17 protein-coding genes and 1 pseudogene are annotated in these 17,467 nt (G+C 47.0%); 17 read left to right on the plus strand and 1 reads right to left on the minus strand.

Going from position 1 to position 17,467, the window contains the following annotated elements; translation table 11 throughout:
- The first annotated feature begins 209 nt into the window (after positions 1-209).
- The 4 genes from ACYCSE_RS20890 (at position 210) to ACYCSE_RS20905 (ending at position 3,895) form a co-directional block, all read left to right on the plus strand.
- Positions 210-1,229, plus strand: a complete 1,020-nt coding sequence (locus ACYCSE_RS20890; RefSeq protein ID WP_235308202.1) for an ATP-binding cassette domain-containing protein — start codon at positions 210-212, stop codon at positions 1,227-1,229.
- On the plus strand, positions 1,226-2,041 hold the full coding sequence (locus tag ACYCSE_RS20895; protein WP_235308203.1) for an ABC transporter permease: 816 nt from the start codon (positions 1,226-1,228) through the stop codon (positions 2,039-2,041). The genes ACYCSE_RS20890 and ACYCSE_RS20895 overlap by 4 nt, the downstream gene beginning before the upstream one ends.
- A 61-nt stretch (positions 2,042-2,102) precedes the next feature.
- Positions 2,103-2,777 carry a response regulator transcription factor gene (locus ACYCSE_RS20900; protein WP_254351340.1) on the plus strand — a complete coding sequence of 225 codons (675 nt, stop codon included), beginning with the start codon at positions 2,103-2,105 and terminating at the stop codon, positions 2,775-2,777.
- Positions 2,774-3,895 (plus strand): sensor histidine kinase, encoded by a 1,122-nt coding sequence (locus ACYCSE_RS20905; RefSeq protein ID WP_459699680.1) that lies wholly within the window; start codon positions 2,774-2,776, stop codon positions 3,893-3,895. Before ACYCSE_RS20900 ends, ACYCSE_RS20905 begins: the two co-directional genes overlap by 4 nt.
- A gap of 87 nt (positions 3,896-3,982) precedes the next feature.
- On the opposite strand, the gene ACYCSE_RS20910 is transcribed toward ACYCSE_RS20905, so the two are convergent.
- Positions 3,983-4,852 carry a DUF421 domain-containing protein gene (locus ACYCSE_RS20910; RefSeq protein ID WP_069291788.1) on the minus strand — a complete coding sequence of 290 codons (870 nt, stop codon included), beginning with the start codon at positions 4,850-4,852 and terminating at the stop codon, positions 3,983-3,985.
- A gap of 271 nt (positions 4,853-5,123) precedes the next feature.
- Between ACYCSE_RS20910 and ACYCSE_RS20915 the strand changes: the two genes are divergently transcribed.
- The 13 genes and pseudogenes from ACYCSE_RS20915 (at position 5,124) to ACYCSE_RS20975 (ending at position 17,449) form a co-directional block, all read left to right on the plus strand.
- Positions 5,124-5,393 carry a glutaredoxin family protein gene (locus tag ACYCSE_RS20915; RefSeq protein ID WP_440723061.1) on the plus strand — a complete coding sequence of 90 codons (270 nt, stop codon included), beginning with the start codon at positions 5,124-5,126 and terminating at the stop codon, positions 5,391-5,393.
- A 41-nt stretch (positions 5,394-5,434) separates the two neighbouring features.
- Positions 5,435-6,775: an LLM class flavin-dependent oxidoreductase gene (locus ACYCSE_RS20920; RefSeq protein WP_235308207.1), complete on the plus strand. Its 1,341-nt coding sequence runs from the start codon at positions 5,435-5,437 to the stop codon at positions 6,773-6,775.
- Between the two features lie 17 nt (positions 6,776-6,792).
- Complete coding sequence (gene ssuE / locus ACYCSE_RS20925) at positions 6,793-7,323, plus strand: NADPH-dependent FMN reductase (RefSeq protein ID WP_459699683.1); 531 nt, start codon at positions 6,793-6,795, stop codon at positions 7,321-7,323.
- Between the two features lie 108 nt (positions 7,324-7,431).
- Positions 7,432-8,322 (plus strand): LysR substrate-binding domain-containing protein, encoded by an 891-nt coding sequence (locus ACYCSE_RS20930; RefSeq protein WP_459699685.1) that lies wholly within the window; start codon positions 7,432-7,434, stop codon positions 8,320-8,322.
- 160 nt (positions 8,323-8,482) lie between these two features.
- Complete coding sequence (locus ACYCSE_RS20935) at positions 8,483-9,334, plus strand: transporter substrate-binding domain-containing protein (RefSeq protein WP_028542376.1); 852 nt, start codon at positions 8,483-8,485, stop codon at positions 9,332-9,334.
- 76 nt (positions 9,335-9,410) lie between these two features.
- Entirely contained in the window at positions 9,411-10,190 is a 780-nt protein-coding gene (locus tag ACYCSE_RS20940; protein ID WP_023988355.1) for an amino acid ABC transporter permease, read from the plus strand.
- Complete coding sequence (locus tag ACYCSE_RS20945) at positions 10,187-10,897, plus strand: amino acid ABC transporter permease (protein WP_061830372.1); 711 nt, start codon at positions 10,187-10,189, stop codon at positions 10,895-10,897. The genes ACYCSE_RS20940 and ACYCSE_RS20945 overlap by 4 nt, the downstream gene beginning before the upstream one ends.
- Entirely contained in the window at positions 10,894-11,646 is a 753-nt protein-coding gene (locus ACYCSE_RS20950; protein WP_023988357.1) for an amino acid ABC transporter ATP-binding protein, read from the plus strand. The genes ACYCSE_RS20945 and ACYCSE_RS20950 overlap by 4 nt, the downstream gene beginning before the upstream one ends.
- Positions 11,647-11,661: 15 nt before the next feature.
- Positions 11,662-12,678, plus strand: coding sequence for an LLM class flavin-dependent oxidoreductase (locus ACYCSE_RS20955; RefSeq protein ID WP_061830373.1), 1,017 nt, complete (start codon positions 11,662-11,664; stop codon positions 12,676-12,678).
- 56 nt (positions 12,679-12,734) lie between these two features.
- On the plus strand, positions 12,735-13,892 hold the full coding sequence (locus tag ACYCSE_RS20960; protein WP_459699689.1) for an amidohydrolase: 1,158 nt from the start codon (positions 12,735-12,737) through the stop codon (positions 13,890-13,892).
- 153 nt (positions 13,893-14,045) lie between these two features.
- Positions 14,046-14,396, plus strand: a pseudogene (locus ACYCSE_RS20965) (discoidin domain-containing protein); the annotation flags it as partial.
- A gap of 193 nt (positions 14,397-14,589) precedes the next feature.
- Positions 14,590-15,525: an ArsR family transcriptional regulator gene (locus tag ACYCSE_RS20970; RefSeq protein WP_322162028.1), complete on the plus strand. Its 936-nt coding sequence runs from the start codon at positions 14,590-14,592 to the stop codon at positions 15,523-15,525.
- 202 nt (positions 15,526-15,727) lie between these two features.
- Positions 15,728-17,449 carry an ABC transporter substrate-binding protein gene (locus tag ACYCSE_RS20975; RefSeq protein WP_459699692.1) on the plus strand — a complete coding sequence of 574 codons (1,722 nt, stop codon included), beginning with the start codon at positions 15,728-15,730 and terminating at the stop codon, positions 17,447-17,449.
- The last annotated feature ends 18 nt before the right edge of the window (positions 17,450-17,467 follow it).

The following is a 17,467-nucleotide window of genomic DNA, read 5'->3' on the forward strand; positions in this document are numbered from 1 at the left end:
ATCTGGAAATAAAGGTTTTCCATTATTCATTAAAAGGACATCCATGAGATGAAGCCAAAGAAGTAAGCCAAAGAAGTCCCATATAGGGACTTCTTTGGCTTCTCTATCAGAAAGAAATTATCATCAATTTTGGAAAACGTAAACGGTTCTATTCATATTCAGTTCATAAACGTGGGTTATCCTCTCTATAGAAACCGTATAGGGAGGATATGAATGTGGATTATACAGACAGAAAAGAGACCTTGGCCATTGAAGCAAGGGGACTCGTTAAAGCTTTTGGTGATAAGCATGCAGTTGACGGTGTCGATTTGAATGTACGTGCTGGCACGATCTACGGGGTGCTCGGTCCTAATGGAGCAGGCAAAACGACTACCATCCGAATGCTGTCAACGTTATTACGACCTGATAGGGGATCGGCCCGTATCTTCGGGCACGATGCAGTAAAGGAACCGCAGGTTGTGCGTCAATTGATCGGGGTGACAGGCCAGTACGCATCGGTCGATGAGTCGCTTAGCGCTACCGAGAACCTGATCATCTTCTCCAGGCTACTTGGACTGGGACGTGCCGAGGCGCGTCATAAGGCAGCGGAGCTGCTGGAGGAATTTGGCTTGGCCGAAGCGGCCAAACGACCGCTAAAGCATTTCTCTGGAGGTATGCGCCGCCGGCTGGATTTGGCCGCAAGTCTCATTGCCAAGCCGCCGCTAATCTTCCTGGATGAGCCGACCACCGGATTAGACCCGCGCACGCGTGTCCAGATGTGGGACACGATCCGGCGTCTGGTCAAGACCGGTTCCACCGTACTGCTCACAACCCAGTATCTCGATGAGGCGGATCAACTTGCTGACCGAATCGCGGTGATCGATCGTGGTCGGGTAGTCGCTGAGGGTACGGTGGATGAACTGAAAGCGGCAGTAGGGGCGTCGACGCTGCAACTCAAAGTACAAAATCAACAGGACATTGAGAGGGCTGTTCAGATCGTTGAACAGGTGCTTTCAGTCAAGTCCAGCGTGTCAGTGGAAGCTGGAAAGATTATTTCTCCGATGGCCAATGCAGATCGGGTAACGGATCTGCTGATTGCCCTCCGTACTGGAGAGATTCGCCTAGCAGAGATGAGTGTGCAAAAGCCGACGCTTGACGAGGTGTTTTTATCCATCACTGGTCATGGAGCACAAGTAAACAAGCAGCAGACGTCCCAAGGAGCGCATGCTGTGGAGGGGGCGAGAGCATGAAGAGTACTACTGCTATGACAGGTTCTGATCGCACATTGAAGAAGTCTGTGAGTTTCAGGCAGGCGTTCTCCAATTCCATGACGATGGCCTACCGGGGCATTCTAAAGATCCGGCATACTCCCGAACAATTGTTTGATGTCACGCTCCAGCCGATCATTTTTACCCTTATGTTTACCTATATCTTTGGCGGCGCCATCTCAGGAGACGTACAGCATTATTTGCCGGTTATTATTCCAGGCATCCTCGTGCAGACTGTGATCTCGACCTCCGTCGTTACCGGCGTCCAACTACGTGAGGATATGGACAAAGGAGTGTTCGACAGGTTCAAGTCACTCCCAATCGCACGTATTGCGCCTTTGGCTGGAGCTCTTCTGGCTGACAGTATCCGGTATACTATTGCAACTGTACTTACCTTCGCCATGGGGTATATTTTGGGGTATCAGCCAGGGGGAGGACTGCTGAGTGTCGCTATCGCCGCGCTTCTGGTCATTGTGTGTTCCTGGGCAGTCAGCTGGATTTTTGCCTTCTTTGGCGTGATTGCCCGCACTGCTTCTAGTGTACAGGGCATCTCCATGATTGTTCTATTTCCGCTCACTTTTGTTTCCAACGCATTTGTGCCTGTCGGCACAATGCCTGGTTGGCTGCAGTGGTTTGTGAACGCCAACCCGATTTCACATCTTGTGAACGCAGTCAGAGAGCTTGCGAATACGGGAACGATTGGCGGGGAACTGGCGATCTCCCTACTTGGCGCTACAGTCATTGTGGCGATCTTCGCGCCGCTTACGGTGCGTGCTTATATGCGTAAAGCATAAGATGGCAGTCTTCTTGACGAGGACGAGAGATTTAAGGCAGAGTTAGTTAGGGGGGATTGAAATGACGCGTGTATTGGTCGTTGATGATGATCCGCATATTCGTGAACTGGTCGGACACTTTTTGAGAATGGAAGGTCTGGAGGTAGTCGAGGCGGTGGATGGTTTGGACGCGATGCGCATTTTTGATCAAATCAAGGTCGATTTGCTTGTTCTTGATATCATGATGCCGGGAATGGATGGTTGGGAGCTGTGTCGTAAGCTGCGAGAGCAAACCGATCTGCCGCTGCTTATGCTTACAGCTAAAGGCGAGACGTCACAGATCGTGAAAGGTTTCGCGCTCGGAACGGACGACTATCTTGTCAAGCCATTCGACCCCATGGTGCTTGTCGCACGTGTGAAGGCTTTATTAAAACGTTATCGTATCATGGCTTCAAAATCAGTAACTGTCGGAGATCTTGTCCTGCGCAGCGATACATTTGAGTGTCGGGCTGGAGAGAAGGAGATTACCCTGCCGCTCAAGGAATTTGAGCTGCTCTTCAAGCTGGCCAGTTATCCTGGCAAAACCTTTACCCGCGACCAGCTGATCGAACAGATCTGGGGTTATGATTATGAGGGAGACGAAAGAACGGTTGATGTCCATATCAAACGCCTTCGGGAACGATTTCCGGAGGCAAGCCACTCCTTCCGGATCAGTACGATCCGGGGATTGGGTTATCGGCTGGAGGTACGGCAATGAAGAGGGAACCGGGGTTACTCCATATTCTTGCGAGAGTCCTGCTGGTAGTATTGGTGCTATATCTTAGCTGGGCTGCCGCGTACTTTATTATGGAGGCGATCTATTCGCACATGTCATGGGCTCCCCATGGTTTGTTCGTCTTTCTTATGAATACGACGCTAGGCTTTTTCTTCTTCGGTATTATCAGTATGACGGTAAGGCGTTTCTTCCAGCCTAGAGAACAGCACGCTTTTACCGAAATGATCGATGCTTTAAAACGTATTTCGCAAGGAGACTTTCACATTAACCTGGATTGGGACCTCGGCGGGCGGAACGGAAAACATCGGAGGCCGCATCCTTATGTACAGTTGGTGGACAGCATCAATGATATGGCTGCAAATTTAAAGGCTATGGAAAAGCTGCGGGAGGAGTTTATTTCGAACGTATCCCATGAAATCGGCTCACCGCTGACCTCGATAATCGGATTCGCCAAAGCGCTCAAGGACGAAAATCTGGATCGTGAGCAACGAGATCGGTATTTGACGATCATCGAGACGGAGTGTATTCGTCTATCCAAACTAAGCGATAATCTCATGAAGTTGGCGATTCTGGATTCGGAGCGGCATCCGTTTCGTCCGTCCCTTTATCGGCTGGACAAGCAGCTGATTTCGCTTATTCTCGCCTGCGAACCGCAATGGGAGGCTAAAAAAATCGAGATGACTGTTGAGGTGGATATAGTTGAGGTCAACGCAGACGAGGATCTGATGGGCCAGGTTTGGGTGAATCTTCTTCACAATGCCATTAAATTTACACCGCAGGGTGGAAGCATATCTGTTTCTCTTTCAAGTAACGGTGATCAGGCGGTTATCTGCATTGCGGATACGGGACAGGGTATCAACGAACAGGATCAGCAGCGCATTTTTGAACGATTTTATAAAGCAGACCAGTCACGGGCCCGAACTGCAGGAGGCAGTGGCTTGGGACTGTCCATTGCTTATAAAATAACAGAGATGCATACTGGCTCTATCTCTGTATCCAGCAAGGTGGGAGAAGGAACGGTATTTACAGTTATGCTGCCGCTGCGCCAGAAAGTAATGAAAGGCAGCAACTGTGAAATGTACACCGGCACAGTAAGTTAAAAAGGAGCGTCTTCAAAGCCATAAGTGGCTGAAGGACGCTCCTTTTTAGTTCCCATGCTTCTACTCTTATGGCATATGCGTATGTGCTCAGGACTTAGATGTATTTACCGGCTGCATCTCCTGTATAGCTTCTTTCAAGCTTTGTGAGCATTGCTCATATAGCTGTTTTCTTTGTTGCTCACTGGAACCAGATGCGAGTTTTTGCAACTCCGTTGTGCATTGTTCCAGCAAAGTCAGCACGGCTTGATTCGAATCCTGCACCTTGCTTAGCTGTACATTATCACTATATTGGTCAATGTACAGTTCCCCTTGCGGGTCCACCTGTGCGAAAAACACATCTTTGACCGTTAGGCTCTTTTCCTTTAGCTTGGCATCCAGCCATTGTTGCGTAATTCCCATGTATGCCATTTGCTGCTCCATAACTTGTCCATCCATAATAATGGCTGTGGGTTCCTTCTCCGGCAGCTGCAGCATATTGAGATCTTTAAGCGTCACGGCCTGCTTGTCTTTGGTCAGCAGCACGTTGATCGCACCACTGGTCTCCATAATGGCAAATTCTACGTCTGCTACCTTGAATGCATTTTTGCTCCGCAACTGTTCCATGAGTTCATCCAGGGTAAGCCGTTCCTTTTTCATATTATCCTCTAAAATTTTGCCGTCTTTGATCAGGATTGTCGTCTTTCCATCTGTTATATCTCTGATTTTCTTGCTTTTAATTTGCAAAAATTCAATGCCAAGTGTTGTCAGTACCCATACTGACAAGGCTATGAGGCCTAGGTACCAGGTGGATTCACGCTCCATAGGAATGGTAGCAGCCAGGTTACCTATCGTGATTCCTGTTATATATTCGAACAAGGAAAGCTGGGATACCTGACGTTTTCCAAGAATTTTGGTGATTAAAAATAATATAGCGACAGCCATTAATGTGCGTATAGCAACCTCGGCCCAATCCTGCATTTGCTCAACCTCATTTCATTTCGCCACAAGGGCGCTACTATTCCAAGGATATCCGCGTCAAGGCCCATTTAAACTCCAATTCCCCTAAATTTTAATAACCAAGCTGCCAATAAGCGATGAAATACGATATAAAATTAAAATTTTCTATCGATGAATTATCATTCTCTATTGAACAAACGATTGACGGAAAGGAGGGGGGAGGATACATTATAAATATAATTCTTATTTAATTCATCGGGATTATAAACATTAAGCTCACGGAGGTATGTATATGTCGTCCAAACCTAAAGTTGTATTGTGGAGCAAAACCGGCTGTCATTTTTGTGGAGAGATCAAATCGTACCTGGAATCCCAAAATCAGCCGTATGAAAATATCCAAGTGGACGGAAATGATGCGCTGCGTGACGTGCTGGAGATCAAATATGGTATTCGTTATGTCCCTGTCGTCGAGGTAGGCGGCGATAACAAATATGAAGCACTGCTCAACCCGGATCTGGAAGAGTTGGGTAAAGTGCTGGAAAGTTACAATCAAGTGGTATAAGCCGACGGGAAATCATTATTTTCAAGAGAGGTGGAAGGGTTATGGCTAAGAATAGACAAATTAAATTTGGTGCGATTATTCACGGTGTTGGGGGAAGCATGACGACTTGGCGTCACCCTGAAGTACCTGCGGATGCGAGTGTTAACTTTGAATTTTATAAAACGCAGGCGCAAAAGGCAGAGGAAGGAAAGTTTGACCTCGTATTTATCGCAGATGGCCTGTTCATTAACGAAAAATCCATTCCCCACTTTCTGAACCGTTTTGAACCAATTACGATTTTGTCCGCTTTGGCTGGGGTGACGAAGCATATCGGACTGGTCGGCACACTGTCGACTTCCTATAGCGAACCGTTCACGGTAGCACGCCAGTTTTCTTCCATTGATCATATTAGCGGAGGTCGTGCAGGCTGGAATGTGGTGACTTCCCCGCTGGAAGGCTCTGCCCTTAACTTTAGTAAAGGCGAGCACCCGTCGCATCCGCAGCGCTATAAAATTGCAGAGGAATATTTGCAGGTTACCAAAGGACTGTGGGACTCGTGGGAAGAGGATGCGTTCGTTCGTGATAAGGAAGCCGGCGTATTCTTTGATCCTGAAAAGCTGCATACATTGAACCATAAAGGCGAGTTTTTCTCTGTGCAGGGTCCGCTGAACATTGGACGATCCAAGCAGGGACAGCCGGTTATTTTCCAGGCAGGTTCCTCGGAGGATGGCAAAAACCTGGCCGCCAAGGAAGCGGATGCTGTATTTACAGGACATGAAACGTTAGAGGAAGCGCAGCAGTTTTATCGTGATGTGAAAGAACGTGCGGTACGTTATGGTAGATCCGAAGAGGATATTGTCATTTTGCCGGGCATTTCGCCGATTATTGGCAGCACGACGGAGGAAGCGGAACGTAAGTATGAAGAGATCACGAATCTGGTGACGATTGAGGCTGCGTTAAAATATTTGGGACGTTTCTTCGATCATCATGATTTCTCACAATATCCGCTGGATGAGCCATTCCCTGAGCTTGATGGTATTGGCAGCAATGCGTTCCGCAGCGGTACAGATAAAATTAAACGAGTAGCCAAGGAACAAAATTTGACCTTACGCGAGGTTGCATTGCGTTCAGCTACACCGAGAACCTCTTTTATCGGAACCGCTGAGCAAGTAGCGGATCAAGTGCAGGAGTGGTTCGAAAGAAAAGGGGCAGACGGATTCATTATTGGTTCTGATGTGCCATCGGGTCTGCATGACTTCGTCAATCTGGTTGTGCCTATTTTGCAGGAACGCGGTATTTACCGTCAGGATTATGAATTTAGCACACTGCGTGAAAACCTGGGCGTGCCTATTCCTGAGAACCGCTATACAGCAGCCAGATCCAAAGTGAAGGTTGACGCATAACAGAAGGAGGGAAAAATATGTCCAAGGTTGTCATCCTATCAGGCAGTCCGTCTACACAATCCCGTTTATACGGCTTGATTAACTATACAACGGAGCAGTTGCAGCAGGCTGGAGCGGAGGTCACATTACTGAATGTGGTCGACTTGCCAGCGGAGGATCTGGTCACAGCTAACTTTAACAGCCCCGACGTCACAGCATCACTTGCATTGATTGCAGCAGCGGATGCCGTTATTGTGGCTTCTCCAGTCTATAAGGCGTCCTATTCAGGACTATTGAAAATATTCCTGGATTTGGTTCCGCAGGAGGGGCTAAGAGGGAAACCTGTCTTGCCTATATTTATCGGAGGTACACTGGCTCACCTGCTGGTCATTGACTATGCCTTGAAGCCGGTTATTAATGCACTGGGCGGAAGACATATTCTTGGCGGGGTGTATGCAGTGGATCAGTGGGTCGAACGTCTGCCAGATGGAGCATACGGGTTGTCGGAAGAATTGGTTGCACGGTTGGAACGTTCTGTTAAAGAACTAAATGAGCTATTAAAATTATAGATATTTTCAATATTTCCATTGACAGGTCGTTCAGTGAGTTTTATGATACAAAAAAACCAAGTTAACTTATTGGATAAATGTATATAAAACTTACTGGGGGACTTGCGTATGAATATCGAGAATATGGAAGCCTTTGTATACGTGAATCATTATGGGAGCTTTAATAAGGCTGCAGAAGCCTTGTTCTTGTCCCAGCCCTCTGTTACAGCCCGGATTCAGACGCTAGAGCGCGAGCTAGAATGCAAGTTGTTCGACCGCCAAAGCAAGCAAACGGTTCTGACGGAGGATGGACGAAAGTTTCTTCCTTATGCGGAGCAAATGCTTCAGGTGCTGCAAAAAGGGAAACAAAAGCTCCAACAGCGTAAGAAAGCCCCTCAGCAAATTCGAATTGGTTGCACGATATCGGTGTCGAACTACATCATTCCTGAAATATTAAAGCAACTTCGTGCCCGTTATCCAGAGGTTAACTACAAAATTGTGACGGCTACGACGGATCAACTGGTACATAAACTGTTGAACCGTGAGGTAGACATTAGTTTTGTGCGTAAAGTGATGCATCCGGCTATCCGTACGCTTGCTTTTTATGAAGATCCGATTTCCCTGTATGTATACGACGGCCATCCGTTTATGAAGACAGGAAAGGCCAGTATACAGGATATTCAACGTGAAACACTGGTGTTTTTTGAATGCGGATCATTAGATTGGATGAGAATTCATCGCGCTTTTGAATCACTGGAGCAGCCACCGGACATTGCTTTTCAGGTAGACAATGTGGTCACGGCCAAAAAGCTGGTATTGGAAGCAGCGGGTATTGCCTTTTTGCCGGATGTCTGTGTGAACCGTGAAGTAAAAGATCAGAAACTGTTCCGTGTCCATGTTCCAGAGGTAGCTGGGGTGTCGATGCAGATTAGTATAATAGCGACCAAAGAAGACTGTGCAGTGACCTCGGATTTTGCAGATGCACTGACAGAAGGTTTCCGGGGGGCTGTTTTGTTATAGAAAAGTTCTATGGCTTGATGGATTGACGTATAGGTTTCCAGGTGTTAAATTAATCACATCCTAAAACCAATTAAACTTATAGGAATTATTAATTATTGGATGTTGTAGCTACCATGTATGTCGCAAACTGCTGATATACAAAGAGATGAGGGGGATTCATATGAAAAAGTGGTTTGCAATATTGTCTGTTATGGCAATCATCCTGGTGTTGGCAGGCTGCGGTTCCTCAGATAACGCGTCTAGCGCGTCAGGTTCAAGCGGAGACGTGAAGAAAATTATCGTAGGCACAGGTACTCAATTCAAAAATGTATGCTTTATTGACGAAAACGGAAATTTAACAGGTTTTGATGTGGAGCTGATTAAGGAGCTGGACAAGCGCCTGCCTCAATACGAATTTGAATTCAAAACGATGGACTTTGGAAATTTGCTGCTAAGTCTCGATGCCGGCAAGATTGATCTGGTATCGCATCAAATGGAAAAAAACCCGGAGCGCGAGGCCAAGTATCTGTTCAACAAAAATCCGTATAGCATTTTTCTGAACAGAGTCGCTGTAGCGAAGGATAACAATACCATTCATTCAATTGATGATTTGAAAGGGAAAAAGGTACTCACCAGCCCAACCAGTAATGCGGCGTATGTGCTGAAAGAGTATAACAAAACTCACGGAGATGCCCTAAATATCGTTTATACGAGTGGTGCAGCCAATGATACGGTGCAACAAATTACGAGCGGCCGTATAGATGCTACCGTTACGACAGACTTTGCGAACCGTTTTAACACCGATGAAAAAGGAGAAGTAGCTCTGAAAACCGTTGGTGATCCTTTGACTCAATCGGATGTATTGTATGTACTGAACAAAAATGAGCAAGGGTTGGCGGATGACCTCGACAAAGCCATTCAGGAAGTGAAGGACGACGGTACGCTGTCGAAGCTGAGCATTAAATGGCTTGGAGAGGATTTCACTAAGTCTCTGGAAGATGTGAAAAAAGAAGGTAGCAGCAGTAAGAAGTAAGGATAGACGTAGACATTTCAGCGGTCAGGGTACTCTATGTATTCTGGCCGCTGATGTATAGAAAGGAGGCAGGCATATGAGCAGAGAGTTCAATATTGACTATGTTTTTAGCTTTATCCCGAAAATGCTGTCTTACTTACACATCACCTTGTTTATTGTGGCAAGCTCGCTTGTATTGGGGCTTATCATTGGTCTGTTGGTTGCGCTGCCTCGCATGTATAACATTCCATTTCTCAAACGTGTTTCTCAAGTGTATGTTTCCTTTTTTCGCGGAACCCCTATTCTAATCCAATTGTTTCTGGTGTATTACGGCCTGCCGGAGCTACTAAAGCTGGTGGATATCAATTCCTCCAGATGGGATGTGCTGTGGTTTGCCGTAGCAACCTACGCGCTCAATAGTGGAGCCTTTATTTCCGAAATTATCAGGTCAGGAGTAGAGGCTGTAGATCGGGGACAAATCGAGGCTGCACAGTCCGTCGGCATGTCAGGCTATCAGACCTTTACACGTATCATTATGCCGCAAGCGCTGGCTGTCGTGGTTCCGGTATTTTCCAATCTGGTGATTGGCAATCTGAAGGACACTTCGCTGGCATTTACGATCGGAGCGATGGAGATGACAGGGAAATCACAGACATTAGGGTCAGCTACCCAACATTTTGTTGAAACCTATATCGCGTTATCCCTTATCTATCTGGTGATCAGTCTGATTTTACAAAAATTGTTCAAGGTGCTGGAAAATACGCTTCTCCGGCATGAGCATCGGGATGCAGTACAGAAAGAACCCGAAAAACGAAAAAGCTTTGTGGTGCGTTACCTAAGAAGTCCCCGTCTTAGTAAAGGAGGTAAAGGCATATGAGTCTGGATTTTGGCTTTATATATACTGCCTTTTTAGGGTTGTTCTCCGCGTTGCCCAACACTTTAATTATTACGGTGGTTTCCGTACTGGCAGGGTTGGTCATCGGTATTATAACGGCGCTGGCGCGAATTTATAAGGTTCCTGTGTTGTCCCAGATTTCTCACGGTTACGTCACCTTTATCCGTGGCACACCGATGCTGATGCATTTGCTGCTTATTTATTTCAGTTTGCCTTTGCTGATTGATGCGGGAGCGAAGCATTTCGGCTGGCCGCTGCAATCCAAAGATGTTCCTTATATGGTATTTGCACTCATTTCGTTTTCCATTACCAGTGGCGCGTATATGTCTGAGGTCGTCCGTTCTGGAATTCAATCGGTCAACAAGGGACAAATCGAGGCGGCTTATGCCGTCGGTATGACGACGTGGCAAGTGCTGAGACGGATTGTATTTCCGCAGGCGTTCGTGGTGAGTTTGCCAAACCTGACGAATTCCGTTATTGGGATGCTTCATGGTTCTACCTTGGCCTTCACGGTTTCGGTCACAGAAATCCAGGCACAGGCTGAAATTCTGGCATCTACCAACTGGAAATATTTAGAGGTATATATTGCAGCTGCACTGCTATTTTGGGGCTTGACGGTATTGATTGAACGAATATCTGGCTTGGTAGAGAAAAAAATCAATGTCTTTAATGGAGGTCGAGCATCATGATCCGTCTGCAAAATATTACGAAGTCGTTCGGCAAACATGAAGTGCTCAAAGGCATTGATTTGACCGTGAACAAAGGCGAGGTCGTCGTTATTTTAGGCCCGAGCGGTTCAGGAAAAACAACTCTGCTACGCTGCATTAATTATCTGGAAAAGCCCAATGATGGGGAAGTTAGCATTGGCGATTTTACAGTGAACTGCAAGCGACCTGCAAAGAGGGATGTTTTGGCTCTACGTCAAAAGACAGCTATGGTTTTCCAGCAATACAATTTGTTCAAGCATAAAACAGCACTGGAAAATGTCATGGAAGGACTTGTCGTTGTCCGCAAGGTCAAGCAGGAGGAAGCGAAAAAAATCAGCATTGAGGTGCTGGAAAAGGTCGGTCTGGGTGAAAAGCTGAATCATTATCCAAGCCAGCTGTCTGGCGGGCAGCAGCAGCGTGTTGGCATAGCACGTGCTTTGGCGCTGAACCCGGAAGTGATTTTGTTCGATGAGCCGACTTCGGCGCTGGACCCTGAATTGGTGGGTGAGGTGCTGTCGGTGATCCGCAAGATTGCGAAGGAAGGCATTACGATGATTGTCGTTACACATGAAATGGGCTTTGCGCGCGATGTTTCAAATCATGTGGTATTTATGGATGGCGGTCATATTATCGAGGAAGGCACACCGGACGACATTTTTAACCACCCCAAAGAGGAACGTACCAAACAATTTCTGAAACGGATTACACCGGAATATAACTATTCAATTTAGACGGGAGAGGGAGATATGAGTATTAAAATCGGAGTATTGGATCAAAGCCCTATACACGAGGGGGAAACGGCAGCGCAGGCCCTTCGTAATACGATTAAGCTAGCACAGCGTGTAGAGGAATTGGGATTTACGCGCTTCTGGGTATCAGAGCATCACGATTCCGAGCAGGTTGCGGGCTCTTCGCCAGAGGTACTCATTTCCCATTTGCTGGCACGCACTGAGCGTATTAAAGTCGGTTCTGGTGGAGTGATGCTTCAGCATTACAGCCCTTATAAAGTAGCTGAAAACTTTAATGTGCTGTCCTCTCTTGCACCGGGTCGCGTAGATTTGGGAATCGGACGCGCACCGGGCGGGTTGCCGAAATCCACACAGGCGTTACAACGAAACGTTCATGATGCGCCTTCTCTCGAAGAAAAAATTGATGAAGTAAGTCGCTATATTCATAATATTCCGTCTGAAGAAGGACCGTTAGCCGGGTTACAGGCGAATCCGATTCCAGAAATACCAGCGGATATTTACGTTTTGGGTACAAGTACAGACAGTGCTGGAATTGCTGCGCGTTTGGGGTTGCCCTACGTTTTCTCGCAATTTATCAATAGTAATGAGCAGGTTGCATTGGAATCATTCCGTACGTATCGGGCGTCTTTCGATTATAGTTATGGACGTGAGCCGAAAGCTCTTTTTGCGCTTTCAGTCATTGTAGCGGACACTTCCGAGGAAGCTGCGGAGTTAGCAGGTGAACACAAGCTGTACAAAATTCATCTGGCCAGTGGCAAGACGGCTACGGTGGGCACGCTGGAAAGTGCAGAAGAGTTTGGCAAGCAATCGGGTGAAGAATATACAATTGAAGCTACACAAGCGCAAATTAACAAAGGGAATAAAGACGAAATCTATGCAGTGCTGACGGAAATTCAAGCGAAGTATCAGGCCGATGAGCTGATCGTTACGACAGGAATAAGAGATATACACAAGCGTGTGCGCTCGTTCGAGTTGTTGCATGAAGCTTTTGCCGGATTGCCTGTGCAGTCCTAGATGTTGTTGGTCTGAGAGAATTGTAACTATTTTGGGTTCACGAAGGAGGAATAGGGATGAGTGGATCAACCGGGACGAAGGAGCAGGTTTTGGAGCAGAAGTTGGTGGACATTCGCCGCCATCTGCATCGAAATCCCGAGCTATCTAACGAGGAGGTTGAAACTACCGCCTTTATCCGCCGTCTGCTGGAAGAACAGAACATAACCATTTTGGATGTGCCGCTGCGTACCGGATTAGTTGCGGAAATCGGCGGACAGCAGGAAGGGCCAACTGTTGCGCTTCGTGCAGACATTGATGCGTTGCCCATTCAGGAGGAGACGGGATTGCCTTATGCTTCGGTGCACCCCGGCAAAATGCATGCCTGTGGGCATGACTTTCATACCGCATCCCTGTTAGGAGCAGCCATACTCCTGAAGCAGCGGGAGCAGGAGCTGAGCGGCACGGTTCGGCTGGTGTTCCAGCCAGCCGAGGAAAAGGCCAAAGGCGCTGCCCAAGTGCTGGACAGCGGTGCGTTGGCAGGGGTGCAGGCCATATTTGGCCTGCATAACAAGCCGGACCTGCCCGTAGGCACGGTCGGCATCAAAGAAGGTCCGCTAATGGCAGCGGCAGACGGTTTTTACATCGAGGTGGAGGGTCTGAGCACACATGCGGCAGTGCCGCATGCAGGGATTGACCCCATCGTGGTATCGTCACATATCATTACGGCGCTGCAATCCATTGTGAGTCGGAGCGTTAATCCGCTGGATAGCGCGGTCATTAGCGTCACGAAGCTGCACAGTGGCAACGCCTGGAACATCATTCCAGACCGCGCCCATTTGGACGGAACCATTCGCACATTTGACGAGAATGTTCGCGCCCAGGTGACTGAGCGCTTCGAACAGGTCGTAAAAGGCGTTGCCGATGCTTTCGGCACGAAAGCGACCATCCGCTGGATCGAGGGTCCTCCGCCTGTGCTGAACGACGGTAAGTTGGCCGCCATCGCGGAGGAGGCGGCAGAAGCGGTCGGTCTTGACGTAGTTCGTCCCATACCATCCTCGGCGAGCGAGGATTTTGGGTTTTATCAGAAGAACATCCCCGGTGTATTTGTCTTTGTTGGCACTGCGGGAAGCAAGGAATGGCATCATCCTGCCTTTGATCTGGACGAACGCGCGTTGCCCGGAACAGCGAAGCTACTGGCTTCACTGGCAGATTCGGCATTGATATCCATAGAGTAGGAGTGCGAGCCTAGTCTATGGATACTTATCCCCTCTACAAGGAGGGGATATTTTTGTTTGACGCTATATCATTCTAATTATAGTATAATTTTGTAATTTTATTTAAAATCAAGAGTGGGTGTAATAAGAGAGTAGGATTTGTCCTTTTAGATGTCTCGTTTCCCAAGCGTGACTAACGGCGATGAGGGTCCCATCGATCCATCACCTGATGAAAACGTAAACATTGCGCCAGCTGCAACGGTCAGCACTTCTTATACTTCGCCTTGGGAAAATGTGAGCGCGCTTAATGATGGATTTGACCCAACCAGCTCTAATGATCGAAGTCATGCCGTGTATGGTAACTGGCCTGAGACGGGTACACAATGGGTCCAATATGATTTTGATCAAGAATATACGTTATCCCAAACGGATGTCTATTGGTTCCAAGATGGCGCGGGCGTTGATGTTCCTAAATCTTACAAGATTAAGTATTGGAATGGTTCCAGCTGGTCCAATGTCAAGCAGGAATTCATAGCTGAACAGTTAGAGTCTGATGAGATCAGGCTTTTTTTGCGCCTTGATTATGATGCTTGTTACGTTCATATTTGTATCTGTCTTTTGCTAAATTCTCGTATGAATGGATCACTAAGAATGAACGGGTGTACGATAGTATGTATAATGGACATCAGATATGAAAGAAAAGAGGACAGAAAGAGCGATGAGTCACGACGTGAATGCTCCTTACGATGTACATGTAGCATATGGACCGGTGTTTGAGCTGCTCAGCAGCTTACACACCTTTATTTGCCGCAAGGCTTACAAGAAGACCGATTTATCAGCCGAGTGGGCGGAGCAAGTGCGTGGAACGCTGTCTCCAGGTTTGTCCGAATTGCTGGAGTCCTTGGAAATCAATGCAGATTGGAAGGTTATTTATGGACTCGTCTGTATGCTTTCTGATCAGGGGAACGTTGAAGAGGTCGTAGACCGTCTGGAGAACCGGACTGTACAGGAATTAAACGAACAGGCATCAGCCTATGGGATACCGCTGCCTGACGACATGGAGAAGCTTCGCAAACTTGCATTGCAGCTGCTATCCGGTTGGGATAAAGAGTATTTTCGTCATGTGGATACAAGGATTCTAAGCGGGCTGAAACAGGAAGCGGAACGTAGAAACCGGGAGAAGGGCGCATATAGCTCTATGGAGTGGGTGGATCGTACAACAAATGGCTTCCGATTCGAGCCTTCCGAAGGGCTGACGCAGGTGTTGCTGGTACCGCAATATCATTTTCAGCCGATAAATATTATTTATCGATTTGGGTCGCTCCTGTTGTGCCATTACTCGGCAAGAATTTATGTTCAGGAGGACGATTTTTTATCCCCACAGGAATATCGAATGATCCGAAGCTTGGGGGAGAAGAGCAGGCTCAAGATTTTAAAATATTTGTACCAAAGCCAGTCTCCACGCACCTTTATTGAGATTGTCCGTCATCTCAAGCTGTCCAAGGGAATCACGCACGACCATATTTTTAAGCTTCGTGCCTCTGGCTTCATCCATGCACATTTTGACGGTGAAACATTGCTCGGCTATAGCGCACGGCTTTCGGCAGTAGATGAAATGCAACGGAGCATCCTGGGCTATATGGAGCGAAATTAGGCTGTACGCACCAGTTAGACTTTAACACTTTAAACAAATAGACGTCGACCATTTGGAATCCAGATGAGTGGACGTCTATTTTTTTACATAAAAAATGGAGTTCTCTCTTTACAGAACCGGAATAGATTCCTATAATGAGATTTATCTTATTAATTACAACTTGTTCGATCGGAATTTACTAAATTAACTTGGGGGGATTATTTTGAAAAAGAGAATCATTCTACTCAGCAGTCTACTTCTGGCAAGTTCTACCTTATTAGCAGCTTGCTCTAGTGGTGGATCAGATAGCGCTAGCGATGCTGCTTCGCAAAATAGTGATGCCGCACAGACAGCCGCTACAGCGCAGCCATTAACAAGTCTGGTACAAGCTTCTGATTTATCCAAATTGCCGGAAGTGTCCCAAAAGAGAAGCGACACGATTATTGTTGGTCTGACTGACCCAGCTGGGGTGTTTACTCCGTATTTTAACCAAAGCGGCTATGACGGCAACGTGATTTCGCAGTTGTGGACTCCGCTGGTCACGGTAGACGAGAAGGGGCTTCCGCTGCCCAATCTGGCTAAGAGCTGGGATATTTCCAAGGATAATCTAACGTATAGGTTTCATCTGGTTCCCGGTACAAAATTCAGTGATGGCTCTCCTTTGACAGCTGAGGATGTCGCTTTTACCTGGACGTTGATCTATGACAAAGCCTATCCTGGTGACAGCCGAATCCGAAAGCTGAACATTAAAGGCGGCAAAGATTATACGGAAGGCAAGGCAAAACAAATTGCAGGAATCAAGGTGATTGATGAGCAGACCATTTCTGCGACGTTGGAAAAACCAAACGCGCTGGCTCTGCCGATTCTGGGTGAGTATGTACTGTCCAAAGCCTACTACGGCAAGGATTACAAGTTCGGAGAGCTGGATTATTTTAAAAATCTACATAGTAGCCCACTGGGAAATGGGGCTTATAAGTTAGAAAAATTCATTCCGGGGCAAGAAGTTCGTCTAGAGGCGAATGATTACTTTTTCAAAGGCAAACCGAAAACACAGCATTTCATTTACAAAACAGCAGAAGGCGACGCTTGGCAATTCATAGAAACAGGCGATACCGATTTTTCTCAATTCACCGCAACTCAGGAAAATATCGACAAACTAAAAGGGCTTGGCTTTTTAAACATTTTGCCGTATACCCCTAGCACTTACGGATATTTGCAAGTAAATCTTGAAAATGAAAAGCTTAAGGATAAAAAGGTTCGTCAAGCATTGACCTATGGACTGGATCGGAAAAGCATTTATGTCGACGCAGCTCAGGGAGCAGGGGCGGTCGCAAACATTCCAGCTTCCCCAATATTCTGGTCTTACACGACCGATGGAATCAATCCATACAACTACGACCCGGAGCAAGCAAAAAAGCTGCTGGATGAAGCGGGTTGGGTAGAAGGTAGTGACGGTATCCGTGAGAAAAACGGACAGAAGCTGACTATTCACCTGCTGACCTCTAAACGTCCAGAAACAGACACCTTTATTGCGCTTGCGGCTGAAAATTACAAAGCGATTGGTGTTGACCTTCAACCGGAAATCTTTGCAGACTTTAATGCAATGGTCGCCAAAGTGGAAGGTAAAGATTATGATCTTGCCGCCTTCTCGACAGGCATGCTGACAGATCCATCAGATGGAATCGAGCAATTCGTCAATGGAGAAGTCAAGGGATATAACAATCCAAAGGTAAAAGAGCTATATGAAAAAGGCTTGTCTACAACGAATATGGAAGAACGGAAGAAAATATATCAAGAATTATATGTGCTGCTAAACGATGAACTGCCCGTTATTTTTACCAACTATAAGAAGACGGTGTATGCCTACAATGGTCGGATGGAACATGTAAAGGTCAGTCCGTTCATTGGCTTGTCTGGTAATCTGTTCGAATGGTCCCTTAAATAAGCCACATTTGCGGGCCCC

It is taken from the genome of Paenibacillus sp. SEL1, assembly GCF_054602535.1.